Source organism: Leeuwenhoekiella sp. A2, assembly GCF_047946655.1.
In the GTDB taxonomy this organism is placed as follows: Bacteria; Bacteroidota; Bacteroidia; order Flavobacteriales; family Flavobacteriaceae; genus Leeuwenhoekiella.
In genome coordinates, this window is record NZ_CP172311.1 from 1,308,021 (window position 1) to 1,332,455 (window position 24,435).

The following is a 24,435-nucleotide window of genomic DNA, read 5'->3' on the forward strand; positions in this document are numbered from 1 at the left end:
TTTTGCAATGGCTGTGATTTTATAACCATTTCATTACGCTATGTCCCTTGGCAGCATTACCCGCCCAGGTTCTTTGGGTATGATCTCAGCTTGCACCCGCTAATAAATAACGACGTTTAAGCACCCCTTTGAGATTAGGCGGCAAATGTAAATTATTAAATCCTTTTTTTGTAGAAAAATTTAATTGCTTTTGCACGGCCTTCACTTAAATTTACCTAATCATAAATAATATGCGGAACACAAAACGCTCCATAACTTTCAAAGTTTTAGTAGGATACGTTCTTATCGCTGGCCTGGCGACACTTGCATATTTATTTATCTACCCGCGTATAAAAGAGTTTATTTATCCCGCACAGGAAGAGCAGGTCGCAAACCGCAAACTTACCTTCATTAGCAATGCTTTAAGCTACTTATACGAAGCTGAAACTATAGGCAGAACAGCAATGGCTACCGGTTCTCATGAACATTACGGGCAGTACAGCCAACTGGTAGACAGCATTTCTATGCAGCTTGATTCATTACAGGCACTTAATAGAGTTGATTATCAGGATATACAGCTTGACACGATAAAGATCTTGCTTTCGCGAAAGACAGATAACATGCAAACCATGGTGAATCTGCGAGAACGGCAGTATTCTCGTAGTTTTTATGAAGATGCCATAGCAGAACTTATCAAAGAAGATATTTATTTTGAAGATTATGAGAACGATCCCAGGCTTGACAGCCTCGACCCTGACTCAAAAAATACGTATGTAGAATTCTACAACTGGCTGCGTCGCGACAATATCCCGGAAGATAAAACCATGCGTTCTATGGCGCAAACTGTACGTGATGCTTTGGCTAAAATAGAACAACGCAAGAAGAAGCTTGAGCTGGATATTATTAATCGTGAAAATGAACTGCTGCAGAATGACCAGAATATAAACCTCAAGATCAGGAACCTGCTTTCTACACTTGAGCATGAGAGTTATTTAAGTGCGCAACAGCGTGAAAAACAGCTCAACATACGCATCAAGGAAATATCAAACAGGCTTAAACTATTTGGTGTCATAAGTATATTACTGGCTTTAGGTTTTGTAATTATGATCTTTATAGACGCGTCTAAAAGTCAGCAATACAGCAGGCAATTAGAAGAAAGCAACGCAGTTACACGATCGCTGTTAAAAAGCCGTGAACAGTTAATGGCTACGATCACCCACGATATGCGGTCGCCATTAAACACCGTTATTGGTTTCACAGATCTTCTACAAAAATCTGATCTTAGCACAAAGCAGGAACGCTATCTCAAAAATGTACAGAAATCATCTTACTACATTTTAAGACTTGTAAATGATCTCCTTGATTTCAACAAACTGGAAGCGGGCCGCGTAGTTATAGAGAAGATTGCTTTTAACCCTAAAAACTTAATTGAAGATGTTTTAACGGTAGCTTTGCCTTCAGAATTGAAAAAAGATGTTGAAGTTATTACTGAAACAACAGATGAAATAGATCGCTATTTTATAAGTGATCCTTTCCGTATTAAACAAATCTTATCTAATCTTCTAACTAACGCTTACAAATTTACAGAAACCGGAACCATTAAGATCATCACCTCGTATAACGAGAGTAAAGGCTATTTGCAATTTGTAGTAGAAGATACAGGCATAGGTATCCCGCTTAGCAAACAGAAAGTTATCTTCAACGAATTTTCACAGGCTGGGGGCGATATTGAGCGTAAATATGGAGGTTTTGGCCTTGGTCTGGCTATTACTAAAAAGCTTGTAAACCTGCTGGAAGGGAAGCTCAAACTAGAAAGTGTTCCCGGAAAAGGCAGTATTTTCACTGTAAAAATCCCCGTAAAACCGGGCAAAAACAGCCGTACTGAGCTAGAAACTAACGAGGAGATACTAAGCCAAATAAACAAGTCTAAAAAAGTTCTAATTGTAGACGATGAGCCTGTGCAACTCACTCTGGCTGCAGAAGTCATTAAACCTACCGGTATTGCTTACGACTCCTGCGCTAATGGGGAAGAAGCTCTGGCGAAAGCTCAGGAAGAAAAATATGATCTTATTCTTACAGATATACAAATGCCTGTGATGGATGGTATAGATTTTACCAAGGCAATTAAAGGTATTCCAAAACTGGCAAATATTCCCGTGATCGCACTTTCAGGCAATAGTGAACTGTCAAATAACGATTATGAGCGCATAGGCTTTGCACACAATTTAAGAAAACCATATTCGCCCAAAGTACTCTATGAGGTTTTACAGGATTATCTAGGCACCAGCACAGATAAAACTGTATCTACAGAAACCGTATCGACATCAAATCAAAATGCTGAATATTGCCTTGACGAACTAGCTCTTTTTGCAGATAATGACCCGGAGTCGCTCAAAGCTATTCTCAATATTTTTATAGAAAGCACAATTGAAAATAAGAAAAATCTGAAGAACGCTTTACGCGAAAACAACATTACAGAGGTAAATAAGGTTGCCCACAAGATGTTACCTATGTTTAAACAGTTACGGGTAAAAGAGATCATTCCCATCTTAGAAAAGCTGGAGACTTCAGACTTTTTTAGAACTTCGCAGATTGTGAGAGATTCTTTAAACAGTGTTTTGGAAAGAAAAATCGACCGGCTTTTATTCAACCTAAAAAGGCAGACATAGTTTACGTCTTAATATCGTACTGCTTTAATTTATTATAAAGCGTCTTGCGATCTATATTGAGTAAACGTGCGGCTTTGCTCTTGTTTCCCTCAGTTTGCTCAAGTGCATTGATGATCATATCCTGTTCATTTTTACTTTTAAACAAGCCAAAATCCTCATCATCTTTTTTGCGTGAATTTACTATCTCTCGCGGTAATATATCTAATGGAATAATCGTATCCTGCGTTAACAGAACAGAGCGTTTCACTATATTTTTTAATTCCCTTAGATTACCCGGCCAGCTATAATTAGTAAGCGCTTCTAAAGCAGCATCACTAAATCCCTGAACTTGTTTATCCAGATCTTCATTTGCTTTATCTAAAAACACATTTGCAAACAACAAAAGGTCTTCCTTACGATCTTTTAAACAAGGTACGCGTATAGAAAACTCATTGAGCCTGTGATAAAGATCTTCCCTAAATTCACCTTTTCGCACAGCTACCTCAAGATCTTCATTTGTTGCAGCGATAACACGTATATCTACGGGAATTTCTTTATTACTTCCTACAGGTTTGATCATTCGCTCCTGCAGAGCTCGCAGTAATTGTACTTGCAAACTATAACTTAGATTCCCTATTTCGTCAAGAAACAGAGTCCCTCCATTTGCGGCTTCAAAATGACCAATTTTATCATTAACGGCGCCTGTAAAAGATCCTTTAATGTGACCAAAGAATTCGCTTGAAGCTATCTCTCTGGGGATAGCACCACAGTCTACCGGGATAAATTGTTTATCCTTACGCTTACTGTGGTCATGAATACTTTTTGCAACATATTCTTTACCTGTACCGCTATCACCAATTATAAGCACAGACATAGAAGTAGGAGCAACAAGGTGTATATATTGATTTAATTTACCCGAAGCATCACTCACCCCCTGAATAAAAGTAACCTGATCGGCTCCCGTTTTCTCTTCTAACTGATTTTTAACTCCGTTGAGTTGAGAGTCAACCGGAGCATGCTTAAGAGCTTTCTCTATAATTTTAAGAAGTTGGTCAGGTCGTACCGGTTTAGATATATAATCAAAAGCACCCATTTTAATAGCTTGTACAGCAAGGTTAACTTCAGCATAACCCGTCATTAATATCACAGGAATTTCTGAATAGTCACTTTTTACCTGTTTCAGAATGTCAATACCATCTTTATCTGGCAGGCGTACATCTGTTATAACGAGACCTATTTTTTGTTGACCAAGCAAGCGCAATGCTTCCTGGGCCGTATAAGCTGCCAAGACCTTAAAACCTTTTTTTTCTAAAAAGGTTCCCAGCATTTTACAAAATGCGACATCATCTTCTACTATCAGTATTTGAGTCATATACCTTTAACGTAATTTTTCAAAATTACTAATTGAAACGTGGGTGTTTTCTAAATTAAATCATAAAAAAGGAGGAAGTCAAGTTATGACTTCCTCCTGTGAAAAATGGGTTAATTGCTTCTAAATATTCAATTCATATAATTTTTCTTTTTCATAGCAATTTTGATAATTCTAGCTTCGTTTTTGGGGCAAAAAAGCTGATAATTGAAGCAATTAACCCGATTTTTGAAGATTACTCTTGCGAGTCATCTTCTTTCACCCACTCACCTTCTTTTGTAATATATACCTTATGAGTCTCTGCTCCTGCTTCTGTTTCCAGAACCAGTTTGTACTTCTCCTCTTTATCGTCTATATATGCTTCTTTTATACTTGATCCTGCAAAATCTGTCTCTACAGCTTCAGAAATTGCTTCAGGGAGACTGTCTACCTCTACCGCAGTATATTCAGTTTTCATTGTTACGGCAGTTTCTGTATTCATCGCTGTATCAGTTTGAGCACTTATTCCTTGTGTCGCAAAAAGCATTGTTGCTGCTGCAACAGTCATCATTAAATTTTTCATAACTTTTATTTTTTAGGTTTATTTTGAAATATTGGGTTTAAGTAACTTGAAATTATTCCTGTGGTTCTATCCATTCTCCGTCTGAGGTTGCATACACCGTTTGAGCATCTTTACCCTGAATCTGAAGCACAATTTTATAGGTTTCCTGCTTTTCATCTACATAAGCTTCAGTCACCGTTGCACCTTCAAAATCTGATGACACAGACTCTGAAATGGCTGCCGGAAGATTTTCAACTTCTATAGGTTGATAGTCTTTACCTGCCTGCATTTGTAAAATGGGTTTATTAGATTCTACTGTTGGTACAGTTTCCTGTGCGATTGTGCTTTGTGTTGCTCCCAGCAAAACTGCCGCTGTCGCTAAAGTCATCATTAACTTTTTCATGTCTATAGTTGATTTTGTTATTCTTGTTTTCTTATCAACTAAATAGAATAATTGGACCAATCTCGCATATAGAGAAGCGTAGCTTAGTAAGAGCTTGAATTGCAAGGCTTCTATTACGTTTGCGAAAGTTTTGTTAAGTAAATTTATTGTAGAAAATCTGTGGCAATGCCCAGCGCGTGTAGAACGCTTCTACATAATATTTTCTTAAAAGTCTGGATTGCGGCGGTCAGCTTTCTTTTGTGAATTGCGCTTTTTAGATTCTAAACGTCTTAATTTAGAATTTCTGGTTGGCCTGGTTTTCTTACGTTGCTTAGGTCTCTTCAGCGCTTTTTCTAACATCAGGAGGAAGTTTTTGACCAATGCCTCCTTATTTTTTAACTGACTTCTAGAATGGTCATTGCTCAAAACCAGATTCTCATCTTTAGTTATTCTATTTGATAATTTAAGATGCACGCGCTGTTTTTCATCTTCAGAAAGTGCTGCAGAATCTGGTAAGTTCCATGAAAGAACAACTTTTGTAGAAGTTTTATTTACATGTTGACCACCCGGGCCACTGCTGCGCACTGCCTTAAAATCACACTCTTCTAACAGTATCTTTTTATCCAAATTTATGAAACCTGATGTGCCGGCTTAAGAAGATCGTTTACAGTTTTAACCGGATTAAATGTTTCTACAGGAACTTCTACAAAGATTGTATTCCAAAGTGCCATTGCTCCATTCCATAAACCGGGTAATTCTAAAGCTTTGATCTGGTCACCATCTGATGTTTTACTTGCTATAAAAGCGAGATCAGGATTTACATATTTTAAAAGATCGTATTTCTCACCCTTATAGTTACGCACGCCCGCAACAATATCTACAGGATTAAAATGTGTAGAATCTTTAAAAATTTTAGATTGTGCAGGATCATCAAGATTTACCTGGGCAGATTCTATTATCTGCAGGTCTGTTTTTCCGCTTTCATTAGTTACCCAAAATGGCCCGCCTCCCGGCTCACCTTCATTTTTTACCATACCACAAATACGAATGGGTCGATCTATTAACTTGTGCAGATATTGCTTCTTTTCTTCAAAAGAAAACTGGGCGAAATCATCATCAAGGCGAGTGCTAAAATCACCTTCAAGAAAAGACACCAGTGAAGCCACTTCCTCTTCTGTAATAGAATCTTCTACAAATGATTTTTGATATTTAAATATTTTCTCCTGCAGCTCAAGCAACATCCCTGCTAGGATCTTTTTATACTTTGCCAATAATTCGATTTGACTTTGCACAAGAACATTGTCAATATTCTTTATAAAAATTATATCAGCATCAACATCATTTAAGTTTTCAATAAGCGCACCGTGACCACCCGGTCTAAATAACAATTTACCATCAGGCTTACGGTATAACTCATTAGATGTGGTTACTGCAACCGTATCTGTAGAAGATTTCTGAAATGAATAATCTACAGTATAGTTGACTCCTGTAGCATTACTAACTGAGTCTTTGATTGCATTATAATGCTCTTCAAAACGCTCTTTATGTTCTGGTGAAACTGTAAAATGCAAATCTGACTTATCTGCTACCGCTGCGTATGCCGCTGCTTCATGAAAGTGTTCTTCAAAAGCTGTGGCAGGATAAGAGTCATATTTATGAAATGGAAGTAACCCTTTAGGATAATTGCCATAATCAAGCCCATCTGCATTCATCATTATCTTTACAAAAGATAACTTTTTAAAATTCTCATCTGCAAGTTCGCTTTCGCTATAGCGATCTTTTAATATACTTTCTACTTTCTCGTAAAACGGAAATTTCTTTCTGTTGTCAAGAAGCTGTTTTATGTCTTTATTTTTAGTTCTGCTTAGATATTCGTCTACAGATTCTTTATCAATATCATAATCTTCAATAAACTGATATACCGCTTTAAACATACGGGAAGCTGCACCTGATGCGGGAGTAAACTTTAAAATATCAAGTCCCTCTTTATGATCATCGTAAAAATCAAGATATTTTGTCTGCTCACTATCTGCAAGTTTAAAAATACCATCACTTACCGTTGCTGCGGCTTCAAGTTTTACAGTGGGCACACCGTTAACAAATTTATCTACCTGAGCCTCTACTTGCTCTACTGTTAGCCCGTGATCTTCTATTTCTTGTATATCTTCTTTTGAAAATTTCATTCCAGCAGTTTATTTATGGTTGATATTGCCATTTTCATACGCTCATCTATGCTACCCTTAAGCGTAATATATGGCCGGTTATATTTTTTTAGCGCATTTTCAAAATGCGCAAACATTTCTTCTCGTTGATCTGGTCTGTCCCTCAAATCGTCTGCCTCCCACGGGGTATCAATATAGGTGAGCAGATACAGTGTATATTCATTCTTGAGTGCATATTTATCTAACACCGGGTCACTCCACCCGCCGTAGTATACCTCGCCATAAACCTTAGTCTCAAGCAGATCTGTATCACAAAATAAAACATTTTCAGTCTTTTCTGTTGCCTCATTCTCAAGTTTCATTTGCCCTATTGCGATAGGTACAAGATCTTCCGGCGCACAGATTAAAGCTTCGGTATCCCATTTATTCTGCAGATATTCTCTGGCAAATTCTGGTACCCAAAGAGTATTGTAATACGCTGCAAGCTTCCGCGAAAGCGTAGTCTTTCCTGAACTTTCCGGACCAAAAAGCACGATTTTTATGCAGTTACAGGGTTTTTGTGTAAGTGTTTCTTCCAAGCTTTATAACCAAATATGGCGATTACGGTAAAAATAAGATATTGTAAACTGGTAAATGTGAAACCTTTGTAAAAATATAATGGCACAGAAATAATATCTCCTACGATCCAGTATAGCCAGTTTTCTATCTTACGGCGCGCCATTAACCACATGCCCACAAAGAATATGGCTGTTGTAATAGTGTCTACATAAGCCGTCCAACTTGTCCATTTATCAAATACCTGATAAATGAAAAATACAAAAGCACACGTTGCAATAAATATAAAAATAGAGATTTTATTCTCTTTAGAAGTCGTGGTTGAAATAGGCGTCACATGTGTTGCGTCTACCTTTCTGGTCCAGATATACCAGCCATAGACACTCATGATAAAATAATACCCATTGATCATCATGTCGCCCAGCAAGCCCCATTTTTGCAAAAGATAAACAAAAATAGCAGTGCTCACCATTCCCGTAGGATAGACTAAAATATTATTCTGCTTTGAACACCAAACAGATAACAGACCAAAAATGACTGCAGTTATCTCTAGCCCAATATCAAGATTTGAATAATCTGAATATTGACCAAATAGAAAATCAAAAATTGGGCTCATAAGTACTTAGGTCAGACTTTACGATTTTCATATACATTAAGCCTTTTTCTATTGCTTCAAAGGCGATTTTTACCTCCTTTGTTAGCAGTGTCATGACCTCATCATATTCACCATATACCTGTGTACTTAACGGAGTTTCTTTGGTTGTAAAACCAGATTCTCTAAGTTTCTTTATAAAATCGATGATTGGAGGCTCAAAATCGTCGTGAAGAGGGGTAAAAGTGAGTTCTACAGAAATCTTCATAATCTTCTATTAAGTGATATTTAAATTTTATTTGTTCCTTTTTCAAAAGCGTTTCCTACTACGATCATATCTGCGCCGGCTTTATATATTTCCTGCATTTTTAATTTAGATCGTATTCCACCGCCTACAATTAAAGGTATAGAAATTTCCTTTTTAACGGCAGCAATGACCTCATAAGGCACACAATTAAGCGCACCGCTTCCCGCCTCAAGATAGATAATTTTTTTTCCGGTATATTCACCGGCCAAGGCAGTATTTACGATGGTGTCAATATCTGTGGGTTCTAGCGGAGTCGTTTTGCTCACTTCCTGTACAGCTGTTTTATTGCCGCCATTAATGAGAATGTAGCCAGTGGGTATAATTTGAATACCTGTGTCTTTTAATTTTTGTACAGATTTTATCTGTTGCTCGATCAGATACTCGGGATTCCTTCCGGAAATTAAAGATAGAAATAGAATACCATCTGCCTGAGTTGTTATTTGTTTATAATCTCCCGGAAAGAGGATAACAGGCAGCGCGGTTATGGCCTTTACTGCCGCGACTACTTGTGCTGTCTCAAGACCAGAAGCTGTACTGCCGCCTATAAAAATGTGAGTTGTAGAACTGGGTAATTGCCTAAAGAATTCTTCTGTAGTTTCAAGATCAAAATCTTCAGGATCAATAAGGACCGCAAATAGCTTTTCGTTCTGCTTTTTAGCAGATAAAATCCCACTATATATGCTATTTGTTTTATGAGCGATGATTTCCAAACACCTTAGTTTTGAGAAAGCGCATAGACACATGTAAAACCTTCAAACTCCATAAAAGTTATGTGGTAGTAACTCTCTTGCCCTTTGTATATGATTTTGGCTGTAGTATGTTCATCATCAAAACCAAAATCTGTAACATTGATGTTTTGAAGAAAACTTATTCCCTGCACTCCGTAGATTTTATACAACGCTTCTTTTGCTCCCCATACTATTGTTAACTTACGCATAACGGCATCATCATTAGCAAGTGTTCTGTATTCCTTAATAGGAGTGAATTTAGGTGCAATTTTTAAAATCTTCTCTCTTTGCTTTTCTATATCTATCCCCACTTCTATATCACTTACAATAATTGCAGTGAAATTATAAGAATGTGTTATTGATATATGCTTATCATCTTTAAGATGAGGTTTTCCAAAAGTATCATAATACAGATCATGATCTACATAACCTGCTTCATTAAGCAAATGCCGTATACTCATAAAGCCACGCTGATGAATTTGTGATTTCATGTGAGTTATGCGCTCACTACAATGCGGAGTAAGTCGCACACCTTTTGAAAGCTCTTCAAGAGATTCTTCAACCTTCCAGATATAAACCTGAGTGGTGGGATTGACTGTTATTGTTTTGTAAAGAGGCACGTTAAGTAGGCTATTATATGTATTTTTGCAAAAAAACTAAGAATTGTAAAGATAACAATATGTCTACTAAAACACTGCCTTACGTATCTTATAAAGTAAAAGACATTTCTTTAGCTCAATGGGGAAGAAAGGAAATAGAATTGGCTGAAGCCGAAATGCCCGGCCTTATGGCTTTAAGAGAAGAATATAAAGATGAGCAACCATTAAAAGGGGCGCGCATTGCAGGTTGTCTGCATATGACGATACAAACTGCAGTTCTTATAGAAACTTTAATTTCTTTAGGAGCAGAAGTTACATGGAGCTCGTGTAATATTTTCTCTACTCAAGATCAGGCTGCTGCTGCAATTGCAGATGCCGGTATTCCTGTTTACGCGTGGAAAGGGATGAACGAAGAAGAATTTGACTGGTGTATTGAGCAAACTCTTTTCTTTGGCGAAGACCGCAAACCGCTCAACATGATTCTTGATGATGGTGGTGATCTTACAAATATGGTGCTTGATAAATATCCTGAGCTTGCTGCAGGTATCAACGGACTTTCTGAAGAGACCACAACAGGAGTTCACCGTCTTTATGAGCGCATGAAAAATGGTACGCTACCAATGCCAGCTATAAACGTAAACGACAGCGTAACAAAATCAAAATTTGATAATAAATATGGCTGCCGCGAAAGTGCTGTAGATGCGATACGTCGTGCTACAGATGTTATGCTTGCCGGGAAACGCGTTGTTGTTTGTGGCTATGGTGATGTAGGTAAAGGTACAGCTGCTTCTTTTAGAGGTGCAGGTTCTATTGTTACCGTCACCGAAATTGATCCTATTTGCGCATTGCAAGCTGCAATGGATGGTTTTGAAGTAAAGCGTCTTGAAACAGTATTACCTAAAGCGGATATAGTTATCACTACCACGGGTAATAAGTCTATTGTAAGACCAGAGCATTTTAAGGCAATGAAAGATAAGACCATAGTTTGCAACATTGGTCATTTTGATAATGAGATCGCTGTTGCCTGGTTAAATGACAATTATGGTGCTACTAAAGTTGAGATCAAACCTCAGGTAGATAAATATACCATTGATGGTGTAGATATAATCCTTCTAGCAGAAGGTCGCCTTGTAAACCTAGGTTGTGCAACAGGACACCCTAGTTTTGTAATGAGTAATTCATTTACAAACCAGACTCTGGCGCAAATTGAATTATGGAAGCACAGAGAGAATTACGAGAATAAGGTATATATGCTACCAAAGCATCTTGATGAGAAAGTTGCCGCATTACACCTTGAGAAAATTGGCGTAGAGCTTACTCAATTAGACGAGGAGCAGGCTGCATACATCGGTGTTGAAGTAAACGGCCCTTTTAAACCGGAATACTACAGATACTAGGCATATTGCCAAATAATATAAACTAAAGCGGCTATCAAATTGATGATAGCCGCTTTTTTATTTAAATTAAAACGGGTAGTTTATTAATTACCTAAAGCTAACATTCTACTTTCAAAATTAAAGTCATGTTTAGCCATTTCCAGCTGGGCAAGACTTTGCTCTCGAGTTGCTGTAGGGTCAATTTTAACTTCTTCGCCATTTGGCATGTAAACGATCATTAAACCATCTTTAAAAGATGAAAGTTTTATTATCTCTCCATCTTCCTTAAGAGCATTCCACGACCTATCTTCAGGTTTGTAAAGCATTTCAAGATGATTGCCTTTATGTTCTCCATCAATGACGTTGATAACAAATCTGTTTCTGGATGCTATCATCTCGTAAGTATTACCATTCCTTTTTAAGATCTGGGTTTCTACCTCACCATCATTCATAGCAATAGGGTTACTACCGCTCCAAAATTCGATAACATTAAAGATCAAAGTGTCACCTATAAAGAAAAGACCATAGACAGGTACAATATTTAGCGCCCAGAAAACTAAGTTATTTACAAACCTGCTATCTGAGATTTCCATGTTCCAGTCTTTCAAATTATTGAATGCGCTAAAAGAACCTAAACAACTTGTGCATAATAATAGCATAGACATTAAACTGCAAGTAATTAATTTTTTCATAAGAGTATTTTTTTGATTAGTACTAAAGTTAAATTACGAAAGAAAATCAAAATATTTATATTCAATCAGAAATTAACTTTATCATATTCAATTTCTTAAATACTCCCACCATTTAATTACAACAGATCATACTTCATTACACCTTATAGAACGTTCTACTAATACTTATAAAAACAAGAGACCCGCTTGCAAATTGCAAGCGGGTCTCTTTTAATAACACTTATCAGAATTATGCTTCAGCGCTAGGCACTATAGAAACATATGATTTATTATCTTTCTTCTTCGTGAATTTTACTGTACCATCAACTTTGGCGTGTAAGGTATGATCTTTACCGGCATACACATTGTCACCAGGTTTGTGAGCAGTACCTCTTTGTCTTACTATGATATTTCCAGCAATGGCAGCTTGACCTCCAAATATCTTAACACCTAAGCGTTTCGATTCTGAATCCCTACCGTTCTTAGAACTACCTACTCCTTTTTTGTGAGCCATGATATTAAGGTTTTATCGTTAATATTAACAGGGAATTATTTTTCTACCCCGCCGTCTAGATTGTCTTGTAATTCTTTTAATTCATCCCACTTACCTTCAGCAGCTAACGCAGCTTGCTTAGGCCAAGTCTCTGTTGCCAGGTGAGAAAGACGTGAACTTGCTTCTGCAAGAATCTCGCTTATTTTCTCTGGAGAAAGTTTTGCTAACTTAGCAAATGTATCAACACCTGCATTTACAAGCGCTTCTGCAGCTTTAGGACCTGCACCTTCAATCTTTTTTAGATCGTCTGCTTTAGCTGTTTCCTTTTTAGGCTCTGCTTTTGCAGCAGGCTTAGATTCAGACTTAGCAGTAGATTTGCTCTTGCTGTCAAGGCTAATCTCTACAATCTCTAATTGTGTTAATGATTGTCTGTGACCATTTTTAACACGGTAACCTTTACGTCTTTTCTTTTTGAAGACGATTACTTTATCACCTTTAAGGTGCTTAACGACTTTTGCTCCTACAGAAGCGCCGCTTATAGCCGGGGCGCCTAAAGTAATGTTATCGCCGTCATGAGCCAGAAGAACTTTATCAAAAGAAACACTTGCTCCTTCATCTTCCGCCAGACGGTTAACATAAACCTTTTGGTCTTTCGCAACTTTAAATTGCTGCCCTGCTATCTCTACAATTGCATACATAGCGATTTGATTAAATAAACATTATACTATCTAACTCCAAGCCTTTACGGCTAAGAGGGCGCAAATATACATCTATTTAATTAAAATACAAACCTCTATAAGTGTGATTCTTAAATATTTTTCTTCTTCTTTTTGGTGTTCCAGCTTTGCTTAAAGAGCTGCATGAAACTTAAGGTAAGAACAACAGTAGTTGCAAAACCCATTAAAGCAACCATAAAAACAACCACACCCAGACTGGTATTATAGGTGTCTTCCCATCTGTTGATCATTTTATCTAAAAAATCCGGATTGAGATTACCTGCATATAAACCAAAGAACATGGTGAATAATATAGTAGCTATAAATCCCGTCACAACTCCTACAGAGAACCCGTCACTGTATTCAAAATCTGCTCCTTTTCTCAATTTATAGTGTTTTATAGCTTCAAAAATCCCATAACCTGTAATTAGCCCGTTAGGCAAACTAAAAATGGGATTTGTATGTAATCCTAATAAAGCAAGAAATAAGAAATAGGCTATTAACCCTGCGCTTATGGCAATCCCATATCGTATAGGAAGCGTTATTTTTGGCATAATTTTTCAGATTAATGGTGAACTTAAATATCTTAATTTTTACAGCGACTTCACCCTAATGACTTGTTAAAATTGGTTTCCTCACTGATAATCATCTAAAATTTACGGCTAATTTTTGAACATAAAATAACAATATTAAGAAAATGGCTTATTAATAATTCTTAGTTTTAAACCCTACTCGATAAATAACTTTTAATAATCACCCTAAATTGTAACAAAATCGGGTTGCCGGCGTCAAATCCCGCAACTAAAAACAAAATTAAAACATGAAGAAAACGATCTTTTTTATCGCTTCTTTTTTCTTTTTGGGACTAATATTAACCGCCCAGGAAGTAAAATTTGAAGAATACGATCTTGACAATGGTTTACACGTTATCCTGCATCAGGATAAAACAGCACCCGTAGTCACAACTGCAGTTATGTACCACGTAGGAGGTAAAGACCGTGAAGACGGCCGCACTGGTTTCGCTCATTTTTTTGAGCATTTATTATTTGAAGGCACAGAGAACATAGACAAAGGAAAATGGTTTGAGATTGTAAGCTCAAACGGAGGTACAAATAATGCAAACACATCGCAGGACCGCACCTATTACTATGAGGTTTTTCCCTCTAATAATCTTGAATTAGGTCTATGGATGGAGTCTGAGCGTATGATGCACCCTATCATAGGTCAGGACGGTGTAGATACTCAAAACGAAGTTGTAAAAGAGGAACGCAGATTGCGATACGACAATTCACCATATGGGCAGTTTTTATTCGCCATAAGCGAAAATCTTTTTGATAAACACCCTTATAAAGATCCTAATGTAGGCTACATGAAAGATCTTGACGCCGCAACTCTTGATGAGTTCAAATCATACTTTAACAAGTATTACGTTCCTAACAACGCAGCATTAGTGGTAGCAGGAGATATTGACATTGCCAAGACAAAAAAAATGATCTCAGATTATTTTGGTCCTATCCCAACCGGTGAGAAATTAGAGCGCACATATCCTGTTGAAGAACCTATCACAACAGAGATCGATGCAGAATTTCATGATAATAACATTCAGGTTCCTGCAGTTCTTACTGCTTACCGCACGCCTGGCTACGGTGAGCGTGATGCCTATGTATTAAACATGATCTCTTCTTACTTAAGTGATGGTAAAAGCTCTAAACTTTACAAAAAACTTGTAGATAACCAGAAACAGGCTTTACAGGTAGGCGCCTTTAATCTGGAGCAGGAAGATTATGGTATGTATTTAATTTTTGGATTGCCTCTTGGCGAAACAACACTAGATACACTTTCTGCAGAGATCGAAGAAGAAATTGCTAACCTGCGCAACAATCTTATTTCTGAAAGTGACTTCAAAAAGTTACAAAACAAAGCTGAAACCAATTTTGTAAACTCTAACTCAAGCGTTGAGGGTATCGCTAATTCTTTGGCCAGATACTATATGCTGTATGATGACACAAATCTTATCAATTCTGAAATAGATATTTACCGCTCGATCACTCGTGAAGAAATTAAAGAGGTAGCTAATAAATACCTGAAGCCTAACCAGCGTGTTAAGCTTAAATATCTACCACAAGAGCAAAAATAAAAACTGCTGAGGTAATCCTCAAAGCATTAACAATCTCACCTCGTGAGTAAAACTTGATGAAAAGCATGAAAAATATATTTTTAAGCGTACTGTTTATTTGCAGTATAGCCGCTTCAGCACAAATAGACAGAAGCAAACAACCCAAACCGGGACCAGCTCCCGAAATCAACATAAGCGAGCCACAAACTTTTGAACTTAAAAACGGGCTTAAGGTTATAATAGTAGAAAACCATAAGTTACCCCGTGTATCTTATAATCTTACTATAGACAATCCTCCTGTTGCAGAAGGCGACAAAGTAGGAGCAGCAAGTCTTTCAGGATCTATGTTAGGCAAAGGTTCTCAAAGCATTGCAAAAGATGATTTCTATGAAGAAGTAGATTATATGGGTGCCAGTATCAATTTTGGTTCTGATGGCGCATTCGCCAGCGGACTTTCAAAATATGCAGATCGTATTCTTGAACTAATGGCAGATGCAGCAATTCATCCTAATTTCACTCAGGAAGAATTTGACAAAGAAAAAGCACTTTTAATAGACGGTATTAAAACCAATGAAAAAAGTGTTTCTGCAGCAGCAAATCAATTAAGCGGAGTTTTGGCTTACGGAAAAGATCACCCAAAAGGTGAATTCACAACGCAAGAAAGTGCTAAAAAAGTAGAACTTGCAGATGCTAAAGCTTACTATGATAAAGTCTTTACACCCAACAATGCATACCTTGTTGTTGTAGGCGATGTAAAACCTAAAGATGTAAAAAAAGTAGTTAAAAAATACTTCAGCGACTGGAAAAAAGGGCAGGAATTAAGTAATATTTATCCTAAACCAGAAAATACAGCTGCTACAGAAATTGACTTTGTAGACATGCCTAACGCGGTTCAGTCTGAGATTATCGTTCAAAACCTGATCGATCTTAAGATGAGTGATAAAGATTATTTCCCTGTGCTTATCGCAAATCAAATTCTAGGCGGCGGCGGCGAAGGTAGGTTGTTTCTAAACCTGCGTGAAGACAAAGGTTATACTTATGGCGCATACTCAAGTGTAGGTTCAGATAAATATGCTCCTACTCGTTTCAGTGCTTCTGCAAGCGTGCGTAATGAAGTAACAGACAGTTCTGTTGTGGCATTTCTTGAAGAGATAAACACAATAAGAGATAAAGTTGTTACAGAAAAAGATCTTGCTAATGTAAAAGCAAAATACATAGGTAGTTTTGTGCGCTCACTTGAGCAACCGGCAACTGTGGCGCGTTTCGCTTTAAATATTGAAACAGAAAATCTTCCGGCAGACTTCTATCAAACATATTTAGAAAAAATAAATGCGGTTAATTTAGAAGATGTACAGCGCGTTGCTAAAAAATACTTTTTACCACAAAATTCGCGCATTGTGATCGCGGGAAAAGGCAGCGAAGTACTTAATAATCTTGAAAAGGTTAATTATAACGGAAAAGCAATTCCGGTTAAATTTTATGATAAAGAAGGCAACGAGGTAGAAAAACCTAACTACGAAGCGGCTATTCCTGAAGGTGTAACGGCTCAGTCTGTGATCACTAATTATATCGACGCAATTGGCGGAAAATCGGCCCTGGAAGGGGTAAAATCGGTTGTTTTATCTGCCGAAGGTTCTGTACAGGGAACACCTTTAAAACTGGAGATCAAGAAAACTGCAAACAACCAACTTTTACAGGAAATATCTGTAATGGGTAATGTTATGAGCAAGCAGGTTCTTAACGGTGATAAAGCGTATGTTGTGGCTCAAGGCCAAAAGATGGATCTTCCCGCAGAACAACTAACAGCTTTACAAGAATCATCAGTTCCATTTCCAGAATTGAGTCAATTAAATGACGAGAATATTTCTCTAGAAAGCATACAAGATGTTAACGGAAGCAAAGCGTATGTTGTAAAACTGAGTGATACTAAAAAAGCGTTCTTTGATACAACATCAGGCTTAAAAGTTAAAGAAGAAACCACCATATCTGCTAACGGGCAAACTATGGTACAATCTTTTGAAATGGGCGATTACAAAGAAGTAAACGGAGTAAAGTTTCCGTTTAGCCTATCACAAACTATGGGACCTCAAAAAATTGATTTTACGGTAACAGATGTTAAAGTAAATGAAGGTGTAAGTGACGCAGACTTTCAATAGTCTAACACACTTAGGAAATTTTAAGAAGAGGTTGACTTAGATGTCAGCCTCTTTTTTTTCTTCCTACTGTCTCGATTAACCAGATAAACACCGGCAAGAATTATTCCTGAAGCAAATACATGAATCATGGTAAAGGGTTCATCATCAAGCACACCCCAAAAAATCCCTACAATTGGTATTAAATACGTCACAGAAGTAGAAAAAACCGCAGTTGATATTTGTATCAGCTTATTGAATAATATCTTAGCAAGACCCGTACCCACTATAGAAAGAACAACTATATACAAAAGCGATTCCTGAACTTGCTCATCTTGCAAAACCTCAACATCTAGCAAACCTGAAAAAGCCAGACATATTAAGGCCGGTACTAGCATTACTGCGAAATTACCCACTGCAATTCCCGTAGAAGAAACATCCTGAAGTTTAGATTTAATTATATTGGCATTAGCGGCATAACAAAGAGCAGCGATAATTACAAGAAGTGCAAAAAAGTAATTCTGGTCTGGGTTTAAATTTGCTCCTTCAAAAATGAGAATCGCAGCACCGGCTAAACCTAGTATTACTCCAAATATTTGATTTCTGGTAAAGTGGATTTTGAAGATCAAAAACCCCAGAAATATGGTAAAAACCGGCACTAATGAGTTTAAAATCGACGCAATACTGCTATCAATTTCAGTTTCCGCGTAAGCGAAAAGAAAAACCGGCAAAAACGTGCCAAAAAGCGCAGACCACGCAATCCAGGGCCACTCAGCCTTTTTTATTTTAAATAAACTTCTATGTCCTATTGTAAATAGAAAAATTGTAGAAAACACAATGCGTACCGCTCCTAATTGAATGGGGCTTAATCCTTCTAGACCTCTTTTGATAAGAATATATGAACTACCCCAGATCAGGGAAAGAACAATGAGGTATACCCACTTTCGGGAATTATTATCCATTTTTTTAGTCAAAACCCGTTTTTGGGAATAAGCTGCAAAAATGAACATTCTAACCTAGGAAACAAACTTTAAAATTATCGGTTACTTTTTCCAGGTAATTGTTTCCATCAAATAACGGATATCTTTTTTGAGATAATCTGCCGCCGGCAAAATACTATCATAATTAGGGCGCACATTAAAATAAATAGAACCGGTTAAAAAGTGCTGTACACTATCTGTAACGTAAAACTGTGATTGTGATGCGGCGTTGCCAGAAACATCATAGAACATACCGTAAACATTATGTTTCTCGTTGATATATTTCTCTTCAAAAATATCATCGGCTTTTATGACGTGCTCATAAGTTAACTTTTGTGCGTCTGTAAGTAGTTTATTAATATCACCATTTACATTGCGATAGGTAAGATATAAAGCGGCATTCATACCGGGATATTCCAGAATAGCAGAGCAACCGTCTTTTGTATGAACTTTTACTATTTTATTAATATTAAAATCATAGGGGCAGTCACTTAGCGTATATTCTTTATAAGCAGGAGCAGGATAAGAAAGAGCCAGTTCTGCTTTAGGCTTAGGGAGCGTATCATTTTTGCAGGATTGTAAAATTAAAGCCGAAAAAAGAAGGCAAAAAACGGCTAAAACCCTATAAAATCGGGGTTTATAGCGTAAAAATCGGCTTTTTATATGAGGAAAAATCATCAATATTATGGGTTCTCATTGATGGTCAACTTAATCTGCTTTATTCTTTTGCGATCTATCACCTCTACAGTAAACGCGAAATTCTGGAAGTTTATTATTTCATTCTTTTTAGGAAAACCACCTGAAATTTCAAGTAAAAAACCAGCTAATGTTTCAGCTTCGCCTTTATTTTCTTCAAACAGAGCAGAGTCATCGAGCTTTATGACGCGGTAAAAATCTTTAAGCGAGGTTTTTCCCTCAAAAACATAATTGCTGTCATCAAGTTTAGAATAGATAATATCCTCATCATCAAACTCGTCGCTTATATCGCCTACGATCTCTTCAATAATATCTTCTAACGAAATCAAGCCGCTTGTACCTCCATACTCATCTACAACAATGGCAAGGTGATTTCTTTTATCTTTAAACTCATTGAGCAGGTCATCCAGCTTCTTATTTTCGGGCACAAAATACGCAGGTCGCAAGAGTGATGTCCACTCAAAATCCTGCTTATCAATATGCGGAAGAAGATCTTTTACGTACAATATCCCTGAAATAGTATCCATATTTTCTTTGTAGACGGGAATACGAGAGTAACCATTCTCAATTATTGGCGGAATTATATCTGCATAAGGAGCAGCTTCATTTAAAGCAAAAATATCCATACGCGGTTTCATAACCTGCTTGGTATCTGTATTACCAAAGCTCACAATACCCTTTAGAATTTTTTGCTCTTCTACAGAAGTGTCTTCTTCGCTGGTCAACTCAAGTGCTTGTGAAAGTTGATCAATACTCAAATTTGCCTTCTGCTTGCTAAAACGTCCTTGTATGAATAGAGTAACCTCGCGCATAGGCATGCTTATAGGTGTAAATACAACGTCAAGAAAGCGCATGGGATAAGCCATAAAATGAGAAAACTTCACTTTATTTCGGCTGGCATAGACCTTGGGCAAAATTTCGCCAAACATCAAAATAAGAAAAGTGACGGCAACAACTTCTATTAGAAATCTTAAGTTCACAATACCCAATTGTACATCTTCAAGACCAGCAAAAAGCACATCGCCTAACGAAGTGAACAATAGAACGATCGCAATATTTATAAAATTATTTGCAACCAGTATTGTAGCAAGAAGTTTTTTAGGCTTATCCAGCAATTTAATAACCATTGCCTCCTTTTTAGAACGCTTTTCTATATCCAGCTCAAGATCTGTAGGAGTTAGTGAAAAAAAGGCAACTTCTGTCCCACTAATTAAAGCAGAGCATATTAACAAAACAATTACCGCAAGAAGACCGAATACCGTTGAAACGGAAATTAAATTTGTAGCAATTAGTAAACTGGCAGGGTCAGGATCCAAGGGGTGTGGTTTCTGTTTTAGTTAGCCCGGAAACTATATAGAATCTCTGGGAATTAAACCTAATGTAAGAATTAAAATGGAAGATCATCATCCTCTTCGTCATTAACATCATAAGAAGGTGCGCTATGTGCCGGCTCACTTGCCTTATTAGAAGCGTTAGATGTGCTGCTTCCTGATGATGGCGCAGGTGATGGTTGACCTGCAGCATCTTTAGGAGTTAAAAATGTAAAATCTGTGCATTGCACTTCTGTACTATATCGCTCTACACCCGCATCATCTTGCCATTTTCTGGTTTTAATGCGTCCTTCTACATATACCTTATCTCCTTTTTTGAGGTATTTCTCGCAAATTTCAGCAGCTTTATTGCGCACCACAATGTTGTGCCACTCTGTGTTGCTTACTCGCTCGCCAGTCGTCTTATTAGTGTAGGTCTCATTAGTAGCAACAGGAAAACGTCCTATGCAGCCACCACCTTCAAAATAATGCATCTTCACTTCATCACCCGTATGCCCTATGAGCATTACCTTATTCAATGTACCTGACATATAGTGTTTTTTGAGAATTCAAAAATAGTGAAATTCCTTTAGTTGCTAAAATCAAAGGTTTCGAGAAATCGATCTATAACTCTGGGTACTGCAAAATCAATAACATTTGCTATAGGAACAGCATTTTTGCTCTTAATATCTGATACAGAAGCGATCCAGAACTTTACATATAGGTTTTGATGCGACAATTTATGCAAAATGGCTTTGTCATTATATAGACGTACATCTGCAGAGCCTAATTGTGGAAGCTTTGCATACATTGATCGCGGTTCTTGCACCATAGAGTCATCTTCAAGAAATTTCAAAAAATCGTCCGGTTCGTAATTCTTTTCGGTTTCTATTAATGGAAATTCATATAAACCACCCCATATACCCTTAGCATCCCTCTGATTTAAAATTGTCTTGCCATCATCTGTTATGTAAACCAAATAATTAAAATGCCGATCTCTAACTTTAATTTTACCCTGTTTAACCGGTAGTCTGTCTATTTTATTTTCTCTCAAAGCCACACAGCTATCATTAAAAGGGCAATGCAGACAATACGGGTTTTTAGGCTTGCATTGTATAGCACCAAATTCCATTATGGCCTGATTAAAGGTGGCGGGATCATCTTGATCAATTAGATGTTGAGCCAATTCTTTAAACTCTCGCTTACCTATAGTAGTATCTATAGGTGTTTTTATTCCAAAAACACGTGATAAAACTCTATACACGTTACCATCTACTACAGCTGCAGGCTCATTAAAACAGATAGAAGCTATGGCGCTAGCCGTGTAATCACCTACCCCTTTTAACTTAAGTAAATCTTTATAGTTATTCGGGAAAATTCCCTGTAGGTCAAAAGCAACCATTTTTGCAGTAGTATGCAGGTTTCTGGCTCTTGAATAGTAGCCTAAACCCTGCCACAGCTTCAATACTTCATCCTCATCTGCACTTGCCAGACTAAAAACATCAGGAAAGGCATTTATAAACGCAAAATAGTAGGGCATACCCTGATCAACTCGTGTCTGTTGCAAAATAATTTCAGACAACCATATGCGATATGGGTCATTTGTAAGACGCCAGGGCAGTTCCCTTTGATTATCTATATACCACGAGATGAGCTTTTTAGAGAAATGTGTCACAAAAAATACCTTTTGAGCAATTTAGACGTTTATGTCATTATAATTTAATCTATTACGTTTGAAAAATTGATTTATTAATCGTTATATTTGCACCCTTGAAATTTTTAACCCCTAAAATAAATAAGTAATGACAAAAGCAGATATTGTTGCTAAAATTTCCGAGAAATTAGGAATCGAAAAGAATGATGTACAGGCAACTGTTGAAACATTTATGACCGAAGTAAAGAATTCACTAGAAAGTGGTGACAATGTTTATCTTAGAGGTTTTGGAAGTTTCATCATTAAAACACGTGCTGAGAAAACCGGCCGTAACATTTCTAAGAACACAACTATCAAAATACCTGCACACAACATTCCTGCATTTAAGCCTGCTAAGGTTTTTGTAGAAGGCGTAAAGTCTAATGTTGCTGTTGACGAAAATTAAATATTAATTAAAAAAACTAAGCTCCTATGCCAAGTGGTAAAAAGAGAAAAAGACACAAGGTAGCTACGCACAAGCGTAAAAAAAGACGTAGAGCTAATCGTCACAAAAAGAAAAAGTAGTCTAGCACTACTTTTTCTTTTATTATGCCTTTTTTAAAGGCATATGTTCTTTGACATCAAGATTAGGAAATTAAGGTTACTTACCTTCACTTAATTACATCCTGATCTTAACGGTTACAAAAATCCTGTGATAAAATATTTGTTTAATCAATTTGTGAAAGCGTGCTTTCGCAGATATAACTTAATGAAGCGTGAATAATGAATTAATCATTAGATCCAGTTCCACTTCAGTTGATTTTGCCCTCTTAAAAGATGGGAAACTAATAGAATTACATAAGGATGAGGAAGACAACCAGTTTAGCGTAGGTGATATTTTTATCGCAAAAATTCGCAAGACTGTAACAGGTCTTAATGCTGCATTTGTCAATGTAGGTTATGAAAAAGATGCTTTTTTGCATTATCATGACTTAGGACCACAACTTCCTACTCTTTTAAAATTCGTAAAACGTGTAAGCACAGGTAAATTAAAAGATTACTCTTTAAAGAACTTTCCCTCAGAGAAAGATATAGACAAAAACGGGAAGATTACCGATGCTGTCAAATCTAACCAGTCAATTCTAGTACAGGTTGTAAAAGAACCCATATCAACAAAAGGGCCCAGAATTAGCAGTGAGCTATCTATCGCCGGGAGATATGTGGTACTTGTTCCTTTTTCAGACAGAATATCTATTTCACAAAAAATAGAATCTAAAGAAGAAAAAGCAAGATTAAAACGATTAGTACAAAGTATACGACCTAAAGGCTTTGGTGTAATTGTACGTACAGTTGCAGAAGGAAAGTTAGTAGCAGAGCTGGATAAAGATCTACAAAACCTGGTAGACCGTTGGACCGCCATGTCAAAGAAGCTACACAATGCCGTTCTTCCCAGTAAGGTATTAGGAGAAATGAATAGAGCCTCTTCTATTTTAAGAGACATATTTAATGACACCTTTACCGGTATCTGTGTTGACGACGAGACGTTGTATTATCAACTAAAAGAATACCTGCAAGAGATTGCGCCTAATAAAGAAAATATCGTAAAGCTACACCAGAACAACATCCCCATATTTGAAAAGTATGGCATCGAGCGACAGATCAAAACTTCGTTTGGTAAAACCGTATCAATGAGTAAAGGTGCCTATCTTGTTATAGAACATACTGAGGCACTGCACGTAATTGATGTAAACAGCGGTAACCGATCTAACAAAGCAAGAAGCCAGGAAGACACTGCTCTCGAGGTAAACATGATTGCGGCAACTGAAATTGCCAGACAATTACGCCTTAGAGATATGGGTGGTATCATTGTGATTGACTTTATAGATATGGGAAAAGCCGAAAATCGTAAAACCCTCTTTAACCATCTTCGTGATGAGATGAGTGACGATCGCGCTAAACATAAAATATTACCCCCAAGTAAATTTGGTTTAATCCAGATTACAAGGCAACGCGTAAGACCTGAAATGAATATTAAAACACGTGAGAGAGACCCTAACAGTCCCAATGACGATGGTGAGATTGAAGCCCCAATAGGAGTGGTTAATCGTATTCAGACAGACCTTATAAAACTATTAAAAAAAGACTATAAAAAGATTACGTTACACACGCATCCATTTATAGCAGCCTTCTTGACAAAAGGCTTCCCCTCAATACGTTCTAAATGGTTTTTAGACAATAAAAAATGGGTAAAAATCATGCCCAGAGATGCTTACACGTATCTTGAGTACCGCTTTACAGATAAAGACGGGAAAGAAATTAGATAAAACTGAAATAACCCTCATCGTGCAAACGGTGGGGGTTTTTTATTGCCCGCCCTCATCGCCCTCCGGGCACTTCTCCCAAAGGGAGAAGAATCAAGAAATTATAAAATCAGAGCCTTTTTTAAGGTT

Annotated in this window: 25 protein-coding genes; 6 read left to right on the top strand and 19 right to left on the bottom strand. The window is 37.1% G+C overall.

Annotated elements, in window-relative coordinates:
• Positions 1–230: 230 nt before the first annotated feature.
• Positions 231–2,648 (top strand): ATP-binding protein, encoded by a 2,418-nt coding sequence (locus tag ACH3PA_RS05915; RefSeq protein WP_416446240.1) that lies wholly within the window; start codon positions 231–233, stop codon positions 2,646–2,648.
• A gap of 1 nt (position 2,649) precedes the next feature.
• Here the strand turns inward: ACH3PA_RS05915 and ACH3PA_RS05920 are convergent, their stop codons facing one another.
• The 10 genes from ACH3PA_RS05920 to ACH3PA_RS05965 form a co-directional block, all read right to left on the bottom strand.
• On the bottom strand, positions 2,650–3,999 hold the full coding sequence (locus ACH3PA_RS05920; protein ID WP_416446239.1) for a sigma-54-dependent transcriptional regulator: 1,350 nt from the start codon (positions 3,997–3,999) through the stop codon (positions 2,650–2,652).
• A 232-nt stretch (positions 4,000–4,231) separates the two neighbouring features.
• Positions 4,232–4,558 (bottom strand): hypothetical protein, encoded by a 327-nt coding sequence (locus ACH3PA_RS05925; protein WP_416446237.1) that lies wholly within the window; start codon positions 4,556–4,558, stop codon positions 4,232–4,234.
• Positions 4,559–4,610: 52 nt separating this feature from the next.
• A complete protein-coding gene (locus ACH3PA_RS05930; protein WP_416446235.1) occupies positions 4,611–4,940 on the bottom strand; it encodes a hypothetical protein in 330 nt (109 codons plus the stop codon).
• 204 nt (positions 4,941–5,144) lie between these two features.
• Positions 5,145–5,546 carry an alternative ribosome rescue aminoacyl-tRNA hydrolase ArfB gene (gene arfB, locus ACH3PA_RS05935; protein ID WP_416448454.1) on the bottom strand — a complete coding sequence of 134 codons (402 nt, stop codon included), beginning with the start codon at positions 5,544–5,546 and terminating at the stop codon, positions 5,145–5,147.
• A 2-nt stretch (positions 5,547–5,548) separates the two neighbouring features.
• Positions 5,549–7,102 carry a DUF4301 family protein gene (locus ACH3PA_RS05940; RefSeq protein WP_416446231.1) on the bottom strand — a complete coding sequence of 518 codons (1,554 nt, stop codon included), beginning with the start codon at positions 7,100–7,102 and terminating at the stop codon, positions 5,549–5,551.
• Positions 7,099–7,659, bottom strand: a complete 561-nt coding sequence (locus ACH3PA_RS05945; RefSeq protein ID WP_416446229.1) for an AAA family ATPase — start codon at positions 7,657–7,659, stop codon at positions 7,099–7,101. The genes ACH3PA_RS05940 and ACH3PA_RS05945 overlap by 4 nt, the downstream gene beginning before the upstream one ends.
• On the bottom strand, positions 7,620–8,252 hold the full coding sequence (pnuC, locus tag ACH3PA_RS05950; protein ID WP_416446227.1) for a nicotinamide riboside transporter PnuC: 633 nt from the start codon (positions 8,250–8,252) through the stop codon (positions 7,620–7,622). Before pnuC ends, ACH3PA_RS05945 begins: the two co-directional genes overlap by 40 nt.
• Complete coding sequence (locus ACH3PA_RS05955; protein WP_416446225.1) at positions 8,236–8,496, bottom strand: thiamine-binding protein; 261 nt, start codon at positions 8,494–8,496, stop codon at positions 8,236–8,238. The genes pnuC and ACH3PA_RS05955 overlap by 17 nt, the downstream gene beginning before the upstream one ends.
• A 20-nt stretch (positions 8,497–8,516) precedes the next feature.
• Complete coding sequence (locus ACH3PA_RS05960) at positions 8,517–9,245, bottom strand: geranylgeranylglyceryl/heptaprenylglyceryl phosphate synthase (protein WP_416446223.1); 729 nt, start codon at positions 9,243–9,245, stop codon at positions 8,517–8,519.
• A 5-nt stretch (positions 9,246–9,250) separates the two neighbouring features.
• Entirely contained in the window at positions 9,251–9,883 is a 633-nt protein-coding gene (locus tag ACH3PA_RS05965) for a 4'-phosphopantetheinyl transferase family protein (protein WP_416446221.1), read from the bottom strand.
• Positions 9,884–9,942: 59 nt separating this feature from the next.
• On the opposite strand from ACH3PA_RS05965, the gene ahcY reads away from it, so the two are divergent.
• Entirely contained in the window at positions 9,943–11,259 is a 1,317-nt protein-coding gene (gene ahcY, locus ACH3PA_RS05970) for an adenosylhomocysteinase (RefSeq protein WP_416446219.1), read from the top strand.
• A gap of 83 nt (positions 11,260–11,342) precedes the next feature.
• Here the strand turns inward: ahcY and ACH3PA_RS05975 are convergent, their stop codons facing one another.
• The 4 genes from ACH3PA_RS05975 to ACH3PA_RS05990 form a co-directional block, all read right to left on the bottom strand.
• Positions 11,343–11,930, bottom strand: coding sequence for a DUF3332 domain-containing protein (locus ACH3PA_RS05975; protein ID WP_416446217.1), 588 nt, complete (start codon positions 11,928–11,930; stop codon positions 11,343–11,345).
• Between the two features lie 229 nt (positions 11,931–12,159).
• Positions 12,160–12,423 carry a 50S ribosomal protein L27 gene (rpmA, locus tag ACH3PA_RS05980; protein WP_416446215.1) on the bottom strand — a complete coding sequence of 88 codons (264 nt, stop codon included), beginning with the start codon at positions 12,421–12,423 and terminating at the stop codon, positions 12,160–12,162.
• 35 nt (positions 12,424–12,458) lie between these two features.
• On the bottom strand, positions 12,459–13,100 hold the full coding sequence (rplU, locus tag ACH3PA_RS05985) for a 50S ribosomal protein L21 (protein ID WP_416446213.1): 642 nt from the start codon (positions 13,098–13,100) through the stop codon (positions 12,459–12,461).
• Between the two features lie 110 nt (positions 13,101–13,210).
• A complete protein-coding gene (locus ACH3PA_RS05990; RefSeq protein ID WP_416446212.1) occupies positions 13,211–13,672 on the bottom strand; it encodes a DUF4199 domain-containing protein in 462 nt (153 codons plus the stop codon).
• 266 nt (positions 13,673–13,938) lie between these two features.
• Here ACH3PA_RS05990 and ACH3PA_RS05995 point away from each other — a divergent pair, with 266 nt between their 5' ends.
• A complete protein-coding gene (locus ACH3PA_RS05995) occupies positions 13,939–15,255 on the top strand; it encodes a M16 family metallopeptidase (protein ID WP_416446210.1) in 1,317 nt (438 codons plus the stop codon).
• A 65-nt stretch (positions 15,256–15,320) separates the two neighbouring features.
• The gene (locus ACH3PA_RS06000; protein WP_416446208.1) at positions 15,321–17,390 is read left to right on the top strand and encodes a M16 family metallopeptidase; all 2,070 of its coding nucleotides are present in this window, start codon (positions 15,321–15,323) and stop codon (positions 17,388–17,390) included.
• A 20-nt stretch (positions 17,391–17,410) separates the two neighbouring features.
• Here ACH3PA_RS06000 and ACH3PA_RS06005 read toward each other — a convergent pair whose 3' ends face one another.
• The 5 genes from ACH3PA_RS06005 to mutY all read right to left on the bottom strand — a co-directional run bounded on the left by ACH3PA_RS06005 (position 17,411) and on the right by mutY (position 22,027).
• Entirely contained in the window at positions 17,411–18,328 is a 918-nt protein-coding gene (locus tag ACH3PA_RS06005; RefSeq protein WP_416446206.1) for a DMT family transporter, read from the bottom strand.
• Between the two features lie 81 nt (positions 18,329–18,409).
• Positions 18,410–19,024 carry a gliding motility lipoprotein GldD gene (gene gldD, locus ACH3PA_RS06010; protein ID WP_416446204.1) on the bottom strand — a complete coding sequence of 205 codons (615 nt, stop codon included), beginning with the start codon at positions 19,022–19,024 and terminating at the stop codon, positions 18,410–18,412.
• A gap of 5 nt (positions 19,025–19,029) precedes the next feature.
• Positions 19,030–20,358 carry a gliding motility-associated protein GldE gene (locus ACH3PA_RS06015; RefSeq protein WP_416446202.1) on the bottom strand — a complete coding sequence of 443 codons (1,329 nt, stop codon included), beginning with the start codon at positions 20,356–20,358 and terminating at the stop codon, positions 19,030–19,032.
• A 71-nt stretch (positions 20,359–20,429) separates the two neighbouring features.
• Positions 20,430–20,903, bottom strand: a complete 474-nt coding sequence (locus ACH3PA_RS06020; protein ID WP_416446200.1) for a single-stranded DNA-binding protein — start codon at positions 20,901–20,903, stop codon at positions 20,430–20,432.
• 38 nt (positions 20,904–20,941) lie between these two features.
• A complete protein-coding gene (gene mutY, locus ACH3PA_RS06025; RefSeq protein WP_416446198.1) occupies positions 20,942–22,027 on the bottom strand; it encodes an A/G-specific adenine glycosylase in 1,086 nt (361 codons plus the stop codon).
• A 127-nt stretch (positions 22,028–22,154) separates the two neighbouring features.
• Here mutY and ACH3PA_RS06030 point away from each other — a divergent pair, with 127 nt between their 5' ends.
• A complete protein-coding gene (locus ACH3PA_RS06030; RefSeq protein WP_416446196.1) occupies positions 22,155–22,451 on the top strand; it encodes an HU family DNA-binding protein in 297 nt (98 codons plus the stop codon).
• A gap of 310 nt (positions 22,452–22,761) precedes the next feature.
• Positions 22,762–24,309 (top strand): Rne/Rng family ribonuclease, encoded by a 1,548-nt coding sequence (locus ACH3PA_RS06035; protein WP_416446194.1) that lies wholly within the window; start codon positions 22,762–22,764, stop codon positions 24,307–24,309.
• The last annotated feature ends 126 nt before the right edge of the window (positions 24,310–24,435 follow it).